Below are 17,066 nucleotides of genomic sequence, written 5' to 3'. Positions count from 1 at the left end.
GGCGTCGGTGTCCGCAGCGCAATGTTGCGGCAGCGATGAATTGCGGGTGTGTCCGGCCAGCCGCAGTGCGGCGACCGACACGCGATCGCCATGGACCTGCGCTGCAATCGCACCGGCATGCAGTGCGATGGATGCCGCGCAGTGAGTGATTTCTTTCCCCTTTTTTCTGGAACGACGATGAGCAAGCGGATGCGGTGGATGCTGTTGACAGTGCTGGCGGCAACCGCCGGCGCGCAGGCGCGGCCCGCGCGCGAAGCGTCTGCGCCGTCACTGCAGGTCGAGCAGGTGGTGATGCTGTTCCGTCATGGCGTGCGTGCGCCGCTGGACGGCGAAGCCGCGGCGGCGGCGTTGGCCGACCGTCCGTGGCCGGTGTGGAACACGCCGGCGAGCCTGCTCACCGCGCACGGCCGCGTGGCCGTGCAGCTGAGCGGCGACTACACCCGGCAATGGCTGGTCCGCGACGGCGTGCTGCCGGCCGCCGGCTGCCCTGCCGACGGCGCGGTCAGCGTCTACGCCAACACCGACCAGCGCACCATCGCCAGCGCGCAGATCCTGGCCGAGACGCTGGCTCCGGGCTGCGGACTGCAGGCCGGGCATCAGCCGCAGGGCAGCGACGATCCGCTGTTCCGTCCGGTCGAGGCCGGTGCGGTGGACTTCGACGCGGACGCCGCGGTGGCGTCGATCCAGCGCCAGACCGGCGGTCCCGGCGCGGTGCTCGCGCCCTACGCGAAGGAACTGCGCACGATGCGGCAGATCCTCGGCTGCAGCGCCAAGGACTGCGATTTCGCGCGCATGCCGTCGTCGCTGAGCGCCAGCGGCAACGGCCGTGGCATCGCCATGCATGGCCCGCTGGACCTGACCTCCGGCACCGCCGAGGTGTTCATCCTGCAATACGCCGAAGGCCTGCCGCTGGACCAGGTCGGCTGGGGCCGCGCCACCCGCGAACGCATCGGCGTGGTGTCGCGTCTGCATGCGCTGCTGTTCGAGATCTACGCGCGGCCGCAGTACATGGCCGCGCGCGCCGGCGCGCCGCTGGCGCGGCGGGTGCTGGACACGCTGGGCGTGGCGGAGGCGCCGAAGCTGAGCGTGCTGGTCGCCAGCGATACCCACATCGCCGCGCTCAGCGGCTTGCTCGACCTGCACTTCCATCTGCCCGGCTTCGGCCGCGACGACTCGCCGCCGGGCGGCGCGCTGGTGCTCGAGCAACTGCGCGACACGCGCAGCGGCCAGCGCTACGTGCGCCTGCGCTACCAGGCGCAATCGCTGGACCAGCTGCGCGAGTTGACCCCGCTGAGCCTGCGCAAGCCGCCGCTGCTGCAGACCCTGCACGTGCCGGGCTGCAGCGACGCCAAGACCCAGCTGTGTACGCTGCAGCAGTTCCAGAAGGTGTTGCAGGACTCGTTGCAGCGGCGCGGGTGAGAGGGCATTCCCGCGGCTTGCCTTGGCGTGAGGCGTGTCGCCTGCCGGAAGAGAGTTGCCGCCGCTTGTTGTAGGAGCGGCTTCAGCCGCGAGCGGGCGCTTCCGGTAACGCCCGGTCGCGGCTGAAGCCGCTCCTACAGGGGAGATGCGCGTTCTGCCACGATGCCGAGGCGAACAAAAAAAACGGGCCGCGATGCGGCCCGTTTTCGTGCAAGCGCCGAAGCGCCGGCTTACTTCAGCTTCGCGTCCGCGCGCAGCGCGTCGGCGCGGTCGGTCTTTTCCCACGAGAACGAGGTGGCGTTGTGCTGCGCGCCGGTGCCGTCGGTGTAGGTGAACGCCTTCGGGGTGCGGCCGAAGTGGCCGTACGACGCGGTCTGCTGGTACATCGGGTGGATCAGGTCGAGCATCTGGATGATGCCGAACGGACGCAGGTCGAAGTGCTTGCGGATCAGCTTCTCGATCTTGTCGTCGGCGATCTTGCCGGTGCCGAAGGTGGTGACCGAGATCGAGGTCGGCTCGGCCACGCCGATGGCGTAGGAGACCTGCACTTCGCAGCGGTCGGCCAGGCCGGCGGCGACCACGTTCTTGGCCACGTAGCGCGCCGCGTAGGCCGCGGAACGGTCGACCTTGGACGGGTCCTTGCCGGAGAACGCGCCGCCGCCGTGGCGCGCCCAGCCGCCGTAGGTGTCGACGATGATCTTGCGCCCGGTCAGGCCGCAGTCGCCGACCGGCCCGCCGATCACGAACTTGCCGGTCGGGTTGATGTGGAACTTGGTGCCCTTGTGCAGCCACTTGGCCGGCAGCACCGGCTTGAGGATCTCTTCGCGCACGGCTTCGACCAGGTGCTTCTGCTTGATGTCCGGGTCGTGCTGGGTGGACAGCACCACCGCGTCGATGGCGGTCGCCACGCCGTCTTCGTAGCGCAGGGTGACCTGGCTCTTGGCGTCCGGGCGCAGCCACGCCAGCGGCGAGTTCTTCTTCTTGCGGATCTTGGCCTGCTGCTCGACCAGGCGGTGCGACAGGTGGATCGCCGCCGGCATGAAGCTGTCGGTCTCGCGGGTGGCATAGCCGAACATCAGGCCCTGGTCGCCGGCGCCCTGTTCTTCCGGCTTCTTGCGGTCCACGCCCTGGTTGATGTCCGGCGACTGCTTGCCGATCAGGTTGAGCACGCCGCAGGTCTCGCCGTCGAAGCCGACGTCGGAGCTGTTGTAGCCGATGTCCAGGATCACCTTGCGGGTCAGCGCTTCCAGGTCGATCCAGGCGCTGGTGGTGATTTCGCCGGCGACGATCGCCACGCCGGTCTTGACCAACGTTTCGCAGGCCACGCGCGCGCGCTTGTCCTGGGTCAGGATCGCGTCGAGCACCGCATCGGAAATCTGATCGGCGATCTTGTCCGGGTGGCCTTCGGAGACCGACTCGGAGGTGAAGAGATAGCTGGACATCGCGGCTATATCCTTGTATTCGGATGAAAAGATGGACGCGCATGATACACGGGCGCGCGGTGCTGTGCATTGTGGCCCGGCCGCCGTTGGGCAAGGTTAACCGGTCAGCCGGCGGGGCCGCGGGCGTCACTTTGCCGTAGTCATATTGCAAGATCGGTGTCGCCGCGGGGGCCGAAGCTGTGCGCAGTCAGCAAGGGGGCTTGCCGTGCTCGCACTCGAACGTCGTCTGCAGGATCGCTACCCGCACTGGTTCGCCGGGCGCCGCTCGCGGCTGGTGCGGCCGCTGTTGCGCGGCCTGCAGAAATGGTCGGGCCTGGACGCGCTGGAGGCGTTCCTCGACGCCAGTCACGAACTGCGCGGCTTCGCCCTGGTCCAGGCCGGGATGGATTTCCTGCAGGCGCGCTACGTGGTCGCGCCGACCCCCGCCGAGTGCATTCCGGCACGCGGGCGCCTGCTGATCGTCGCCAACCATCCGTCCGGCGCGCTGGACGCGCTGGCGCTGCTGGATTGCGTGGGCCAGGTGCGGCGCGACGTGAAGATCGTCGCCAACGACTTCCTGTGGGCACTGGAAGGCCTGCGCGAGCTGCTGCTGCCGGTGCGCATCCTCGGCGGCGCGCCGTCGCCGGCCAGCGTGCGCGCGATCGAGCAGGCGCTGGAGCAGGAGCAGTGCGTGATCGTGTTCCCGGCCGGCGAAGTGTCGCGGCTGGGCTGGGGCGGGGTGGCCGACGGGCGCTGGCGCCGCGGCTTCACCCGCTTCGCGCTGCGCACCGCCACCCCGGTGCTGCCGGTGCGCATCCATGCGCGCAACTCGGCGCTGTTCTATGGCGCCTCGGCGCTGTTCAAGCCGGCCGGCACCGCGTTGCTGGCGCGGGAGATGTTCGCCCGCCGCGAGCGGCGCATCGCGCTGAGCCTGGGCCGCGCCCGCGTGCTGCCGCAGGGGCAGTCCGACGCCGAACTGATGCGCGGCCTGCGCCGCGAACTGTATGCGCTGGGCCGTGCCGGCGCCGACGTGCCCGCGCCGAGCGAGGAACCCTTGGTCGCGGCGGAGGATCCGGCCGCGGTGGCGGCGGAACTCGCCACGCTGCGCAGCCTGGGCCAGACCGTGGACGGCAAGCAGATCCGCGTGGGCCGGCTGCGTGCCGGCTCGGCGCTGCTGCGCGAGATCGGCCGCCTGCGCGAGCTGACCTTCCGCGCGGTCGGCGAGGGCACCGGCCGGCGCCTGGACCTGGACGACTACGACACCTGGTACGAGCACATCGTGCTGTGGGACGGCGCCGCCGCGCGCGTGGTCGGCGCCTACCGCGTGGCCCGCGGTGCGCCGGTGCTGGCCGAGCGCGGCCTGGCCGGCTTCTATACCGCCGGGCTGTTCCGCTACGGCGAAGCGCTGCTGCCGCGCATCGCCGCCGGCATGGAGCTGGGCCGCAGCTTCGTGGTGCCCGACTACTGGGGCAGCCGCAGCATCGACTACCTGTGGCAGGGCATCGGCGCCTACCTGCGCGACTACCCGCAGGTGCGCTATCTGTACGGCGCGGTCTCGATCAGCGCGGCGCTGCCGCGGCAGGCGCGCGAGCAGATCGTGGCCTACTACGCGCGCTACTACGGCGATGCGCTGGGCGAAGCCGCCTCGGCGCGGCCGTTCGACTATTCGCAGGCGCCGCCGGCGTTCGACGCGCTGGACGCGGACACCGCGTTCAAGGTGCTCAAGGGCAACCTGGACGCGCTCGGCGCGGCGGTGCCGATGCTCTACAAGCAATACACCGAGCTGTGCGAGCCGGGCGGCGCACGCTTCCTCGCCTTCGGCGTCGATCCGGCGTTCAACGACGCGGTCGATGGCCTGATCGAACTGGATCTGCAGCGCATTCGCAGCAAGAAGCGCGTGCGCTACCTGGAACGGCCACGTAGCGAAGCTGAGGTGATGGCATGAACAATGTGAGCAGCTTGTCTGTGCCCCCGCGTCGGGCGGTGTTCGTGTCCGACGTGCATCTGGGCGCGCCGCACTGCCATGCGCGCGAACTGGCCGACTTCCTCGGCGGCCTGCAGTGCAAGCAGCTGTATCTGGTCGGCGACATCGTCGATTTTTGGTGGATGGCGCAGCGCCGCGCGGTGTGGGGCGCGGCGCACCAGCGCGTGATCGATGCGCTGCACGCGCTGGCGCGCGGCGGCACCGAACTGATCTACGTGCCCGGCAACCACGATCGCCCGATCCGCCGCTTCTGCGGCCTGGCGCTGCCGGCGATGCAGGTGCGCCGGCGCGCAGTGCACGTGACCGCCGACGGCCGCCGGTTGCTGGTGGTGCATGGCGACGACTACGACGCGGTCACCCAGTTCGGCGGCCTGCAGGAGAAGTTCGGCGACTGGCTGTACTACCGCATCCTCACCGGCAACCAGTTGACCAACCGCGTGCGCCGCCGCTTCGGCATGCGCTACTGGTCGCTGGCCGACTACCTGAAGCGGCAGAGCAGCGCCGCCGAGCGCTACATCGAGCGCTTCGTCGACGCCGGGCTGGACGATGCGCGCCGCCGCGGCCTGGACGGCGTGGTCTGCGGCCACGTGCACCGCGCCGGCCTGTTCGAGCGCGACGGCCTGGTCTACGCCAACGACGGCGACTGGGTCGAGAGCCTGACCGCGCTCGCGGAAGAGGCCGACGGTACCCTGCGCCTGCTCTCGCATCGCGACGAAGTGCTGGCCGAACTGCCGCCGCGCCTGCGCTCGGTGCAGGACAGCGCCTGGCCGCGGGCGGCCTGAATCCGGCGGTTTGCGCGAGACGGCGCATTGCCAGGGCAAGCGCTTCGGCAGGTCATGCGTCCGTGCCTGCGCATGCTGGTGCGGAGCGTTTGCGTCCGCGACCAGTGCCGCCCGCGATTGACCGCCAGATTCGACGCCGCGCATTCGCGCTGAGGGACGCGGCGCATCACGGCGTGCCGTACATCCCATGATCGATGCGTCGCGTTCGTGAAACGCGGCTTGCGCTTGATCGGCATGCGTCCCATCGGGTCTACTGCGTTTCGTCGGAGCGGCAAGCCCGGGCAGGACGCCACGATCGAGCCTGGTTGTCGCGCCGACGCACGGCGCCGCGCAAGCTTGTCGCATCTCGATCACGTCGGGGGTCATGGAGAAACTGAAGCCAGGGAAGGAACTGTCCGGCCGGTCGCTGCGATCCGCGTGGAACTGGATGAGCCCGACCGCACCGGCTCCTTCCGGCGTCGCTGCCCGGCATCCGGCAAACCTGGGACTGTCGTGCACGTTCATCCTGCTCATGGCGAGCGGCACCTCGATCGCGCGAAACACGGTATACGGCTGCACGGACGCCAAGCTGGCCCGCACACTTCCGGACTCGGTGCTGTGCGTCCAGCGTGCGGGACTTTCGCCTTCGGCAGCGGCGGGCGACGGACAGGTGGAAGCGTTGTTCGCACAAGCCAAGGAACGCCTGGACATCGGCCGTTTCGAGGCTGCCGAACAGGCGCTGGACTGCGCCGACGCCAACATCGGCGACGGCGGCGACGAACGCTTGCGCTACGAACTCACCCGCCGCCGCGGCATTCTCGATTTTCGCCGCGAACGCATTGCGCAGGCGCTGGAGCGGTTCGAGTGCGCGGTCACGCTGTCCAGGGCGCTCGGCGATCGCGAGGCGGAGGCGCGCGATCTGAACAACGTGGGCGCGGCGCTGCGCCGTCTCGGCGATTTTCACGGCGCCCTGCGCAACATGACGGTCAGCCTCGGGATCCAGCGCGCCCAGGGTGGTGCCGCGGCGTCCGTGCTCAACAACATCGCCGACGTGTATCGCGAATTGCGCGAGCCCGACACCGCGATGCGCTACTACCGCGATGCGCTCGCAGCCAACCGCGCGAAGGGCGACTCCATCGAGGCGGCGCATGTGCAGGAGACCATGGCAGAGCTGGCCCTTGACAGCGGCGATACACGCCAGGCGCTGGCCTGGCTGCAGGAGGCCCTGGCCGTCTACCGCGAGAAGGGCCGCCGGGCCTATGAGCTGCGGGTCCATGACGGCCTGATCCGCGCGGCGCTGGCGTTGGGCGACGTGCCGCAGGCGCGGCGCTGGAGTTCCGGTGCGCTGGCGCTGGCTGACGCATGGAAGCTGCCGCTGCCTTCGGCGCTGCAGCTGCAGATGGCGCGGACGACACGGCTCGACGGCAACGCCGCCGCCGCCGCCGCGCGCCTGCGCGAGGCGCTGGCATCGGCCGCCAGCGGCGATCCGGTGCGGGTGCCGCTGCTGGAGGAACTGGCGCGGCTGCAGGAAAGCACGGGCGATGCCGTGGCCGCCAACGCCACGCTGCGGCGTGCGAACGCGGACGCCGCCGCGCTGATGCGCGCACAGCACGACCGCCAGCTGGACTGGCTGCGGATCCGCTTCGAGAGCGCCGAGCAGCAGCGCACCATCGACCGGTTGGCGAGCGAGAACAGCCTGCGCAAGGCGCAACTGCGCCAACGCACGCTGCTGCTGTGGCTGGTACTGGTGTCCGGTCTTGCGGCCGCGCTTGGCGGCTGGCTGCTGCTGCAGCGGCGCCGGCAACGCGCGCGCCTGCTGGAGGAAGCGCGGCGGATCCGCCACGAGGAGGAACTCGCCCGCTACCGGCGCGAGGCCGGTGCGCTGGCCGAGGATCGCAGCCTGCTGCAGACCCTGCTCGACAGCCGCGAGGACGCGGTGTGTCTGCTCGATGCCGAAGGCCAGGTCCTGGTCGTCAATCGTGCCGGCCGTCTGCTGCTGGGCGGCGCCGACGACGCCGAGCCGGTGGGGCAGCCCGTCGCCGCCTTCGTGTGCGCGGCCGATCGTGCCGCGTTGCAGTCGGCGCTGGAGCGGATGGAGGACAGCGCGGCGCAGCAGGTCGCCTTCGCCGCGCAGCACGGCAAGGCGCTGCGCGCCACGCTCGCACCCTGGTCCGGAGGCGACGGCCTGGTCGTTCTCGCCCTGCAGGAACGCGACGGCGTCGCAGTGCAGACCTCCCCGGCCGCGGGCCGGCAGGCAGGCCAGGAAGCAGACCAGGAGGCAGGCGCAGCCGCGCCGCCAGCGCGCGATGCGTTCCGGCGCACGCTGGTCGAGCTCATGCTGGCGGTCATCGATACCTGGGAGCGGACCACCGGCACCGGCCGCCTCGAGCTGGCCGAGCGCAGCCGGATCTGGCGCGTGAACATCGACGACGGCCGCCTGCGCGCACGCGCGATGGAGCGCTACCTGGCGGTCTCCAAGTTGCCGCAAAACCCGCGCTGGCGGGATGTGCTGCGTTCGGCCTATTTCGTGCTCGCCCAATGCGACGGGCTGCCGGCCGACGCGCGCGCCGCGCTGCAGTCGCGGATCGACGCGGTGTTGGCCTATACGCGCCGCGACGCGCTCGTCTGACGCGAGCGCGCATCCGGCCGTCAGCGGCGGCGCTTGGCCGGGCAGACCACGCAGGCGCCCTTCAGGCCCTGCTCCATGCGGTACGCGCTGTGGTGGTCCCGCGCCAGGAAGGTCGTCGGTCCGAGGATCAGCGGCTTCGCCGCTCTCGACGGCGCCACGATGTCGCAGTAGGCGCCAATGGTCTCAAGGGCGTTCATGTATGGCTGCTCGTGGTCGACCACGCCGCACTTGTCCATCAGTTCCCGCAGTTGCCCGCCGTTGAAATCGAACTCCATCACGATCTGCGGTTCCTGGCCCTCTTCCAGGCACCAGTCCGGTGGCAGCGTGTCGTGGCCGAGAGCGGCCACGGGCAAGGCGAGGAGCGCGACGAGGGCGGTAGCGACGTTGGGGCGGAACGCAAGCATGGGGAGCCTCGCAATGGTGGAAACGGGACCGGCAGGGTAAGAGCGGCCACGCCGCCAATGCCAGCGCGCCTGCGGGTATAGACCGGGAATAAATCCGCGTAAGGCGTTGATTCTTCGATATGCCTGCCGCGCTGCGGGCGCGCGTCCGCGGTCCATCGCGGCGTGGTGCCGCCGCCGAGGGTTGGGCGATCGACCCGGTTCGCTCCCGTGGCGACCCGGTTTCGCCCTCGTCTGCCGAGGCCTGGCTGCCTAGCCTGACATCGCCGCATCGCGCCAGTGGCCGATGCGGTGCATAGCGGCTTCGGGAGGCCCGCGCCACGTCCACTGACCCATCGCCGGAACATCCCAAGGTCTGCGCAAGACCGCATCACCCCATCCTTCCATCCAGAGAGAACGTTCATGACCAAGAAGCTCCTTGCCGCCACCCTTGCCCTGCTGGCCGGCAGCGCCGCCTGCGTCCCCGCGCTGGCGGCCGAGAATCCGGTGGACCAGGCCGGTATCCAGCACAACATGTACCTCGGCTGCCTGATGGATCTCAACGCCTCGCCCGACGATGCGCTGACCCTCCTGGTCAAGAAGTGCGGCTACGCCCCTGGTGTGCCGCTGGAGCGATTCATCGCGACACAGCAGCCGATCGTCGACTCCATCGATCCGACGCGGCCGTTGACGGAAAACCTGCCCGGGCTGCGTCAACAGTTCAACAGCTACGAATATTCGTTCCTCGTGCGCATGGACCAGATCGTCGAAAACGCCGTGGACATGGATGCCGCGGCGGCGCAGTTCGAGGCGCTGGAGCGCGAGGCCATCGCGCGGCTCGATCCCAAGTCAGAGAACGGCGCGCTGATCCTGGGCGGGCTGAGCGTGGCCAGGCATTCCAACCGCTACTGGTCCAAACAGGCGGCCGAGAGCGGCGTCACCTCGAAGGGACGGTTCTGGAAATGGCTGGCCGTCGTCGCGGCCGACGTGGGAGGCTTCTTCGCCTCGGCCAACAATGCCGCCACTGCGGCCACCGTCTCCCACGAGGCTCACGACATGATCTTCGGCACGACCACCACCACGCCGCCCAACTGAGTCCATCTGACTCGGAAGCGAGCGGTCTGGCGCTGCGCGCCGAAGGGAAGGGCGCCCTGACGGGCGCCCTTTCCGTGTTAGGCGTCGCTTTTCGCGGCCGCCTCAATCGGCTCACCAGTTCACCATGTCGCACAACCAGAGCCCATTGGAGCTGCATGGCGTGACGATGCACGCAGACCCACCCGCGTCTCGTCCCGCACCGTATCTGCTGCTGCGTTCACTGCCCGCTCTTGCCTGCTGCGCGGGCAGACCCGCGTCAGTGCCGCGCCCCCGCAGCACCATCGCTGCTAGCATCGGCCGATGGATTCCCTTTCCCAGATCGTACTCGGCGCCGCCGTCGCTGCCGTCATTGCCCCGGCCGCGCATCGCCGCGCCGCGCTGCTGGCCGGCGCCGCGCTCGGCACCGTGCCCGACCTCGATTCGCTGCTCCTGCTGCCGCTGACCCGCGACCCGGTCACGCTGATGACCGTGCACCGCAGCTTCAGCCATTCGCTGTTCGTGCTGCCGTTGCTCGGCTGGCTGATCTGGTGGCTGTACCGGCGCTTCGGCCATGGCCGCGTGGCCGCAGCGCCGCGGCGCTGGTTCTGGGCGATCCAGCTGGCGCTGATCACCCATCCGCTGCTCGACGCGTTCACCGTCTACGGCACGCAGCTGTGGTGGCCGTTGCGGCCGCCGCCGACGATGTGGTCCAGCGTCTTCATCATCGATCCGGGCTACACGCTGTGGCTGATCCTGGCCTGCGCCATCGCCTGGTGGGCGCGCGCACGGCGCGGGGCGCAGCAGGCGCTGCTGGCCGGGCTGATCCTGAGCAGCGCCTACCTGGGCTGGTCGCTGCTGGCCAAGCACCTGGTCGATCGCCAGGCCGATCGCGCGCTGGCGGCGATGGGCCTGCAGCACGCGCCGCGTTTCTCGGTGCCGATGCCGTTCAACACGCTGTTGTGGCGGGTGGTGGCGATGACGCCGGGCGGCTATGTGATCGGCGAGCGCTCGCTGGTCGCCGACCGCGGACCGATGCGCTTCCAGGGCTATCCGTCCAACACCCAGGCGCTGGGCGAAGTGCGCGCCTTGCCGGCGGTGCAGCGGCTGACCTGGTTCAACCGCGGTTTCATGCGCGCCCAGGTCAAGGACGGCGAACTGGTGCTCAGCGACCTGCGCATGGGCCTGGAGCCGGACTACAACTTCAACTTCGCGGTGGCGCGGCAGCACGGCGATGGCTGGCAGGCGATCGCGCCGCGCCAGCTGCAGGCCGCGTATCGCGCCCCGGTGGCGCGCGGGCAGATCGGCGCGGCGCTGGCGCGGATGTGGCGGCGGATCTGGACCGAACCGGCAGCGACGACACCGGTCGGCGCGCCGGCGCAGTCCGAGCTGCACTGAGCGGCTAGGGGATCGCCGCCGCCTCCCGGTCCGCGTGCGGATGCCTGCTGTCCGCGTGGCGCTGTGGTCGATCTGGCCGAACGGGCACGGCGCCACGCGGGCGCGCTCGTTGCAGCCGCCGCGCCTGCGTGGTTGCGGGCAAAGCCGCACAGTTGGGACAGGAACCCGCTGCGAACGCCTGGCGTGGTGCTGTGTCGCGCCGCTCAGGCCGCGGCGGGCAAGTCGGGCGACACGCCGGCGATCAGCGCGTCGAAGTAATCGGCCGTCAGCCGCAGTTGCGCATCGGCGCTCTCGGCGCGATTGACCACCGCGCGGAACGCCGCGTTCTCGGGGCGATCCTTGGCATACCAGCCCAGGTGCTTGCGCGCGATGCGCACGCCCTGCGCTTCGCCGTAGAAATCGTGCAGCGCCCGCAGGTGGCCGAGCATGGTGTCGCGCACGAACGGCAGCGCCGGCGCCGGTAGCAGTTCGCCGGTCGCCAGATAGTGCGCGATCTCGCCGAAGATCCACGGCCGGCCCTGCGCGGCGCGGCCGACCATCACCGCATCGGCGCCGGTCGCGGCCAGCACCTGCGCGGCCTTGTGCGGCGAATCGATGTCGCCGTTGGCGATCACCGGGATGCGCAGTGCGGCCTTGATCTGCGCGATCGTGGCGTATTCGGCCTGGCCACTGTAGTGCTGGTCGCGGGTGCGGCCGTGCACGGCCAGCGCGGCGATGCCGCAGTCCTCGGCGATGCGCGCGATGGCTGGGCCGTTGCGGTGGTCGCAGTCCCAGCCGGTGCGGATCTTCAGCGTCACCGGCACCGGCGAGGCGTTCACCACCGCGCTGAGGATGCGCGCCACCAGCGCCTCGTCGCGCATCAGCGCCGAGCCGGCCCAGGCGTTGCACACCTTCTTCGCCGGGCAGCCCATGTTGATGTCGATCAGCTGCGCGCCGTGGTCGGCGTTGTAGCGCGCCGCCTCGGCCAGCCGCTGCGGCTCGGTGCCGGCGATCTGCACGCTGACCGGGTCCGGTTCGCCGGCATGGTCCATGCGCTGCAGCGATTTGCGGGTCTGCCACAAGCGCGGATCGGAAATGGTCATCTCCGACACCGCCAGGCCGGCGCCCAGGCGCTTGCACAGCAGCCGGAACGGCTTGTCGGTGACCCCGGCCATCGGCGCCAGGATCACCTTCGGTTCGATCGTGTAGGGGCCGATGCGCATGCGGCCATTGTCGCCGCCGCCGCGGCCGCTGCCAACTCGGACAGCCATGTTGGCGGCGGCCAGCGCGGCGACCAGGCTGGGACAGGCCCGAGCGCGTGCGCCGACCGGATCGCGCGCGCGCGACCCGGCCGCAGGTCGCGGATTCAGCGGATCAGCTGGTACAGCTCGAAGCCCTTGGCGTTGCCGTCCAGGATCAGCAGCAGTTCGTCGGGGCCCAGCGCCACCAGGCGCCCGACGCTGTTGCCATTGGTGCCGTCCGAGACGTTGCCGGGCGCGTAGTGGCCCTGCGGATCGTCGTTGACCGTGCTGGCGCCGAGGAACGCGAACTCGCGGCTGTCCTTGGCCAGCGGATACAGCGTGCCGCTGCGGCGCTGCGAGCCGCTGGTCTTGCTCAGGCGATAGCCGCAGGGATCGCGCGCGATCTCGGCCTTGAAGTAGGGGTAGGCATAGGCGAAGCGCTGGTCGACCTGGATCGAGCGCACCTTCCAGCGGCCTTCCAGCTTGCCCGGCAGCTGCGGCGACTGCGCGCGCTGCAGCAGCGTGCGCGCCAGGGTCGCGCCGTCTTCCTGGTCGGCGTCGTCGTAGTGCGCCGCGATCGCCTGTTGCAGGCTGTCGGCGGAGACGGTCACCGCGGCGCGGTCGGCGTCGCCGGCAGTGCTGTTCCAGTCGCAGCGCTGCGCGGCGACGGCGGACAGCGGGGCAAGCAGCGCGCACAGCGCGCCGAACGAGATGGCGGAAAAACGCGGCATCGGAAACTCCTTGTCGGGATGCAGGCCCGGCGCGGCGCCGGGCGGTGGGTCGGTGGTCTGGGGGCGCGGGAACGGATGCCGCGATCGGCGCGGACGGCTCAGCCGGCGTCGGGCACCAGTCGCGGCATCGACGCGGCAGCGCCTTCGGCTTCGGTCGAACGCGCCGCGTAGTGGTTGGCGAAGCGCACATGGGTGGCGAAGCTGGCGTTCGGCGATTGCGCCAGCGAAGCCGCCAGCGCGCCGTTGAACGCATCGCCGGCGCCGGTGGTGTCCACGGTCTGCGCGGCCTCGGCACCGATGCGGTAGTACGGCTGCGTGTCGCCGCGCTGGCGCTCTTCGGGGTGCGAGATGAACGCGCCCACCGCGCCCAGCGTCACCACCACGGTGCCGCCCGGCAGCAGCTTGCGGCACAGCGCGTGCAGGCTGCCGCCATCGGTGGCGGCGACGTCGTCGGCATCCACGCGCTCGCCGACATGGCGCGTCAGCAGCGCGGCGAACTCGGTTTCGTTCGGGGTCAGCACGTCGGCCAGCTTGAGCAGGCCGATGCTGGTCTGCGCATTGGCCGGCGCCGCGTTGAGGACCGTGGTCAGGCCGGTCTCGCGCGCCAGCGCCAGGGTCGCCTCGATGGTCTCGATCGGCGATTCCAGCTGCGCCAGCAGCACCCGCGCCGAGCCCAGCAGCGCGCGTTGCGCCTGTACGAAGCCCAGGCTCAACGCAGCGTTGGCGCCGGCGCCGATGACGATGGTGTTGCGGCCGTGGCCGTCGACGTAGATGCCGCCGGTGCCGGTCGGCTCGGTACTGGCCTCGGCGGCCAGATCGATGCCGTCCTGCGCCGCCAGCGCGCGCGCCATCGCGCCGCCGGCGTCGTCGCCGAGCGCGCACACGAAGGTGGTGCGGGCGCCGGCGCGCGCCGCCGCCACCGCCTGGTTGAAGCCCTTGCCGCCGGGGCCGGTGCTGTAGCGGCCGGCGATGGTCGCGCCGGGGGCGGGCAGGGTCTCGCAGCGCCAGACGTGGTCGACATTGAACGAACCGACGACGATGACCGAACTCATAGGCATGTGCTGCTTCTCAACAAGTACTGGGGAAAGGGGAATCGCATCAGCCGAAGTGCGACAGCACGCCGGCGATGGTGGCGGTCATGAAGGTGGCGATCGAACCGCCGAGCACCGCGCGCAGGCCGAACCGCGCCAGGTCCTGGCGCCGCTCCGGGGCCAGCCCGCCGATGCCGCCGATCTGGATCGCGATCGAGCTGAAGTTGGCGAAGCCGCACAGCGCGTAGGTGGCGATCAGCCGGCCTTCCTCGCTCAGCTGCATGCCGGGGATCTCGCCCTTGACGATTTTCGACAGCTCGCTGTAGGCGACGAACTCGTTGATCACGACTTTCTGCCCGATCAGCGAGCCGACCGTGGTCGCGTCCGCCCACGGCGTGCCGATCACCCAGGCGATCGGCGCCAGCAGGTAGCCGAAGATGGTGGACAGGTTGGTCGGGCGGCCGATCGCCGCGGCCAGGCCGGTGACGTCGCCGAACCAGGTCAGCGGCGCGTTGACCAGCGCGATCAGCGCGATGAACGCCAGCAGCATCGCGCCGATGTTCAGCGCCAGGCGCAGGCCGTCGCCGGCGCCGGCGGCGGCCGCGTCGATGATGTTGCTGGTGGTCTTCTCCACTTCCATCTTGACCGTGCCGCGGGTCAGCGGCGTGCCGGTCTCCGGGATCAGCAGCTTGGCCACCACCAGCGTCGCCGGCGCGGCCATGATGCTCGCCGCCAGCAGGTGCTTGGCGTAGAACGCCTGCTGCTCCGGATCGCTGCCGCCGAGCATGCCCACGTAGGCGGCGAGCACGCCGCCGGCAATGTGGGCCATGCCGCCGATCATCATCGTCAGCAATTCGGACTCGGTCATCTTCGGAATGTACGGGCGCACCGTCAGCGGCGCCTCGGTCTGGCCGATGAACACGCTGGCGCAGACGCTGGTGGTCTCCGCGCCGGACACGCGCATCACCTTGGTGATCGCCCAGGCCATCACCCGCACCACCGCCTGCATCACCCCCAGGTGGTAGAGCACGCCCATCAGCGCGGAGAAGAAGATGATCGTCGGCAGCACCTGGAAGGCGAAGATGAAGCCGTTGCTGGTGGTGTCCATCAGGCTGCCGAAGATGAAGTTGGAGCCTTCGTTGACGAAGCTCAGCACCTTCACGAACAGCTGTCCCAGCCAGTTGAAGACCTCGCGCCCGCCCGGCACCAGCAGCACCAGCGAGGCGAAGCCGATCTGCAGGACCAGGCCGGTCGCGACCAGCTTCCAATCCACCGCGCGCTTGTTGTTCGAGAACAACCAGGTGATCCCGATCAGCACCGCCAACCCGAACAGGCCGAAGCCGATCCTCCCCAAACCCTCGACCATCTGCTTCCCCTGGATCGCCGGACCAAAGAGAGGGAGCGTAGTGCAGGGGGTGACGGGCGGCAAGGCAAACCCCGTTCAGCGCCGGAAATCGGTTGCCGATCAAGGCAGTGCGTGGAGTGCGGGCACGTGCCGGTCGCCTCGCTACACTGTGCGGCCGCCCGCCGGCCACGTTCGCCGGCTCGCACCGCAGGAGGAATTCGCATGCATTACCGTCGCCTTGGCGCCACCGGCCTGCAGCTGTCGGCACTGTCGTTCGGCGCCTGGATCAACTTCGGCGGACAGATCGGCCGCGACGAAGCGCGCAACCTGATCGCCGCCGCCTGGGACCACGGGGTCAACTTCTTCGACAACGCCGAGGTCTACGCGCGGGGCCGCGCCGAGCAGGTGATGGGCGATGTGATCGCCGACCTGCGGCTGCCGCGCGACGGCTATTGCGTGTCCAGCAAGGTGTACTTCGGTGCGGTCGACGCACCGCGCCCGACCCAGCGCGGGCTGTCGCGCAAGCACGTCACCGACGCCTGCCATGCCGCGCTGAAGCGGCTGCGGATGGACTATCTGGACCTGTACTACTGCCATCGTCCCGACGCCGACACGCCGGTGGAGGAAACCGTGCGCGCGATGGACGCGCTGATCCGGCAGGGCAAGGTGCTGTACTGGGGCACCTCCGAATGGCCGGCCGAACGCATCCGCGAAGCGGCGCAGGTGGCGCAGGCGCTCGGCCTGCAGGGGCCGTCGATGGAGCAGCCGCAGTACAACCTGCTGCACCGCCAGCGCGTGGAGCACGAATACGCGCCGCTGTACGCCGAACTCGGCCTGGGCACCACGATCTGGTCGCCGCTGGCCTCGGGCCTGCTGACCGGCAAGTACAACGACGGCATCGACCCGGCCTCGCGCCTGGGCCAGGCCGGCAACGCCTGGCTGCACGAGGAGGTGATCGGGCCGCCCGCGCAGCGCCGCGTGGAGCGCGCACGCCGTTTCACCGCCCTGGCGGCCGCCGAAGGCGTGGCCCCGGCGGCACTGGCGATCGCCTGGTGCCTGCGCAACCCGCACGTGTCCACGGTGATCCTCGGCGCCAGCCGCGTCGCCCAGTTGCTGCAGAACTTCGAAGCGCTGCCGTTGGCCGCGCGCGAGGATCCGGCGTGGTGGGCGCAGGTCGAGGCGGCGGTGGCCTGAGCCGGCGCCGCTTCGGCGCGAAGTGCGTGTGCGCACGGCTCGCGAGAGCCGTGCGCAATGGTCGATTCGTCGGGACTGTCGAAGTTCGATTTCCTATTCGCAGCTTGAATCGCCGCAAACGAGAACGGCTCTTGCTTAATTATTGAGAATCATTATCATCCGTATCGACCCCTGTGTACGGAGCCCGACCATGACCGCTCAACCCGTCCTGTTGCGTCACCCCGAAACCCTGAGCCTGCGCGAGCGTGCGCTGCCGCGCGCGGTCCCGGTCGAAGAGACGATCGGCAGCGAAGCGCTGCTCAAGGGGCGCCGCGAAGTGCTGATCCAGCATGGCGACCGCGTGTATCGCCTGCGCCATACCAGCAACGACAAGCTGATCCTGACCAAGTAAGCCGGCCGGCCGCGCAACGCGCGGCCAGGCCACCCGCTCGACACTGCCGCCACCTGGCCGGACCCGATGGGTCCGCTGCGGCCGCCCGCAG

General features: G+C 70.2%; 14 protein-coding genes. 8 read left to right on the top strand and 6 right to left on the bottom strand.

Annotated features, from left to right (window positions below; all coding sequences use genetic code 11):
* Nucleotides 1-177: 177 nt before the first annotated feature.
* On the top strand, nucleotides 178-1,419 hold the full coding sequence (locus HDC36_RS13655) for a histidine-type phosphatase (RefSeq protein WP_179568343.1): 1,242 nt from the start codon (nucleotides 178-180) through the stop codon (nucleotides 1,417-1,419).
* Between the two features lie 230 nt (nucleotides 1,420-1,649).
* On the opposite strand, the gene metK is transcribed toward HDC36_RS13655, so the two are convergent.
* Nucleotides 1,650-2,861 (bottom strand): methionine adenosyltransferase, encoded by a 1,212-nt coding sequence (gene metK / locus HDC36_RS13650; RefSeq protein WP_179568341.1) that lies wholly within the window; start codon nucleotides 2,859-2,861, stop codon nucleotides 1,650-1,652.
* A 205-nt stretch (nucleotides 2,862-3,066) separates the two neighbouring features.
* On the opposite strand from metK, the gene HDC36_RS13645 reads away from it, so the two are divergent.
* The 3 genes from HDC36_RS13645 to HDC36_RS13635 all read left to right on the top strand — a co-directional run bounded on the left by HDC36_RS13645 (nucleotide 3,067) and on the right by HDC36_RS13635 (nucleotide 8,214).
* Complete coding sequence (locus HDC36_RS13645) at nucleotides 3,067-4,785, top strand: lysophospholipid acyltransferase family protein (protein WP_179568339.1); 1,719 nt, start codon at nucleotides 3,067-3,069, stop codon at nucleotides 4,783-4,785.
* Complete coding sequence (locus HDC36_RS13640) at nucleotides 4,782-5,606, top strand: UDP-2,3-diacylglucosamine diphosphatase (RefSeq protein WP_179568337.1); 825 nt, start codon at nucleotides 4,782-4,784, stop codon at nucleotides 5,604-5,606. The genes HDC36_RS13645 and HDC36_RS13640 overlap by 4 nt, the downstream gene beginning before the upstream one ends.
* A gap of 658 nt (nucleotides 5,607-6,264) precedes the next feature.
* Nucleotides 6,265-8,214 (top strand): tetratricopeptide repeat protein, encoded by a 1,950-nt coding sequence (locus HDC36_RS13635; protein WP_179568335.1) that lies wholly within the window; start codon nucleotides 6,265-6,267, stop codon nucleotides 8,212-8,214.
* A 20-nt stretch (nucleotides 8,215-8,234) separates the two neighbouring features.
* Here the strand turns inward: HDC36_RS13635 and HDC36_RS13630 are convergent, their stop codons facing one another.
* Nucleotides 8,235-8,618: a hypothetical protein gene (locus HDC36_RS13630; protein ID WP_179568333.1), complete on the bottom strand. Its 384-nt coding sequence runs from the start codon at nucleotides 8,616-8,618 to the stop codon at nucleotides 8,235-8,237.
* Nucleotides 8,619-9,017: 399 nt separating this feature from the next.
* Here HDC36_RS13630 and HDC36_RS13625 point away from each other — a divergent pair, with 399 nt between their 5' ends.
* Both HDC36_RS13625 and HDC36_RS13620 read left to right on the top strand, forming a co-directional pair.
* Nucleotides 9,018-9,689, top strand: coding sequence for a hypothetical protein (locus tag HDC36_RS13625; protein ID WP_179568331.1), 672 nt, complete (start codon nucleotides 9,018-9,020; stop codon nucleotides 9,687-9,689).
* Between the two features lie 300 nt (nucleotides 9,690-9,989).
* A complete protein-coding gene (locus tag HDC36_RS13620) occupies nucleotides 9,990-11,063 on the top strand; it encodes a metal-dependent hydrolase (RefSeq protein ID WP_179568329.1) in 1,074 nt (357 codons plus the stop codon).
* Between the two features lie 203 nt (nucleotides 11,064-11,266).
* Here the strand turns inward: HDC36_RS13620 and dusB are convergent, their stop codons facing one another.
* From dusB to HDC36_RS13600, 4 genes are all read right to left on the bottom strand, one after another.
* Nucleotides 11,267-12,265 carry a tRNA dihydrouridine synthase DusB gene (gene dusB, locus HDC36_RS13615; RefSeq protein ID WP_179569393.1) on the bottom strand — a complete coding sequence of 333 codons (999 nt, stop codon included), beginning with the start codon at nucleotides 12,263-12,265 and terminating at the stop codon, nucleotides 11,267-11,269.
* 143 nt (nucleotides 12,266-12,408) lie between these two features.
* On the bottom strand, nucleotides 12,409-13,014 hold the full coding sequence (locus HDC36_RS13610) for a DUF4893 domain-containing protein (protein WP_179568327.1): 606 nt from the start codon (nucleotides 13,012-13,014) through the stop codon (nucleotides 12,409-12,411).
* 98 nt (nucleotides 13,015-13,112) lie between these two features.
* On the bottom strand, nucleotides 13,113-14,066 hold the full coding sequence (locus HDC36_RS13605) for a ribokinase (RefSeq protein ID WP_179569391.1): 954 nt from the start codon (nucleotides 14,064-14,066) through the stop codon (nucleotides 13,113-13,115).
* A 46-nt stretch (nucleotides 14,067-14,112) separates the two neighbouring features.
* Nucleotides 14,113-15,411 carry a nucleoside transporter C-terminal domain-containing protein gene (locus tag HDC36_RS13600; RefSeq protein ID WP_179568325.1) on the bottom strand — a complete coding sequence of 433 codons (1,299 nt, stop codon included), beginning with the start codon at nucleotides 15,409-15,411 and terminating at the stop codon, nucleotides 14,113-14,115.
* Between the two features lie 201 nt (nucleotides 15,412-15,612).
* Here HDC36_RS13600 and HDC36_RS13595 point away from each other — a divergent pair, with 201 nt between their 5' ends.
* Together HDC36_RS13595 and HDC36_RS13590 are read left to right on the top strand one after the other, a co-directional pair.
* Nucleotides 15,613-16,584, top strand: a complete 972-nt coding sequence (locus HDC36_RS13595; RefSeq protein WP_179568323.1) for an aldo/keto reductase — start codon at nucleotides 15,613-15,615, stop codon at nucleotides 16,582-16,584.
* Between the two features lie 190 nt (nucleotides 16,585-16,774).
* Complete coding sequence (locus HDC36_RS13590; protein ID WP_179568321.1) at nucleotides 16,775-16,975, top strand: hemin uptake protein HemP; 201 nt, start codon at nucleotides 16,775-16,777, stop codon at nucleotides 16,973-16,975.
* Nucleotides 16,976-17,066: the final 91 nt, after the last annotated feature.

The sequence above is a fragment of the Xanthomonas sp. JAI131 genome, assembly GCF_013410075.1.
Classification (GTDB): Bacteria; Pseudomonadota; Gammaproteobacteria; order Xanthomonadales; family Xanthomonadaceae; genus Xanthomonas_A; species Xanthomonas_A bonasiae.
Note: the sequence above shows the minus strand (reverse complement) of the source record. Positions and strands in the feature narration are given on the sequence as shown.

What these genes read in the sequence shown, in the direction of transcription:
- HDC36_RS13590 (WP_179568321.1), top strand. Translation starts at nt 16,775, where the DNA reads ATGACCGCTCAACCCGTCCTGTTGCGTCACCCCGAAACCCTGAGCCTG.
- HDC36_RS13595 (WP_179568323.1), top strand. Translation starts at nt 15,613, where the DNA reads ATGCATTACCGTCGCCTTGGCGCCACCGGCCTGCAGCTGTCGGCACTG.
- HDC36_RS13625 (WP_179568331.1), top strand. Translation starts at nt 9,018, where the DNA reads ATGACCAAGAAGCTCCTTGCCGCCACCCTTGCCCTGCTGGCCGGCAGC.
- HDC36_RS13640 (WP_179568337.1), top strand. Translation starts at nt 4,782, where the DNA reads ATGAACAATGTGAGCAGCTTGTCTGTGCCCCCGCGTCGGGCGGTGTTC.
- HDC36_RS13630 (WP_179568333.1), bottom strand. Translation starts at nt 8,618, where the DNA reads ATGCTTGCGTTCCGCCCCAACGTCGCTACCGCCCTCGTCGCGCTCCTC.
- HDC36_RS13600 (WP_179568325.1), bottom strand. Translation starts at nt 15,411, where the DNA reads ATGGTCGAGGGTTTGGGGAGGATCGGCTTCGGCCTGTTCGGGTTGGCG.
- metK (WP_179568341.1), bottom strand. Translation starts at nt 2,861, where the DNA reads ATGTCCAGCTATCTCTTCACCTCCGAGTCGGTCTCCGAAGGCCACCCG.
- HDC36_RS13620 (WP_179568329.1), top strand. Translation starts at nt 9,990, where the DNA reads ATGGATTCCCTTTCCCAGATCGTACTCGGCGCCGCCGTCGCTGCCGTC.
- HDC36_RS13605 (WP_179569391.1), bottom strand. Translation starts at nt 14,066, where the DNA reads ATGAGTTCGGTCATCGTCGTCGGTTCGTTCAATGTCGACCACGTCTGG.
- HDC36_RS13610 (WP_179568327.1), bottom strand. Translation starts at nt 13,014, where the DNA reads ATGCCGCGTTTTTCCGCCATCTCGTTCGGCGCGCTGTGCGCGCTGCTT.
- dusB (WP_179569393.1), bottom strand. Translation starts at nt 12,265, where the DNA reads ATGCGCATCGGCCCCTACACGATCGAACCGAAGGTGATCCTGGCGCCG.
- HDC36_RS13655 (WP_179568343.1), top strand. Translation starts at nt 178, where the DNA reads ATGAGCAAGCGGATGCGGTGGATGCTGTTGACAGTGCTGGCGGCAACC.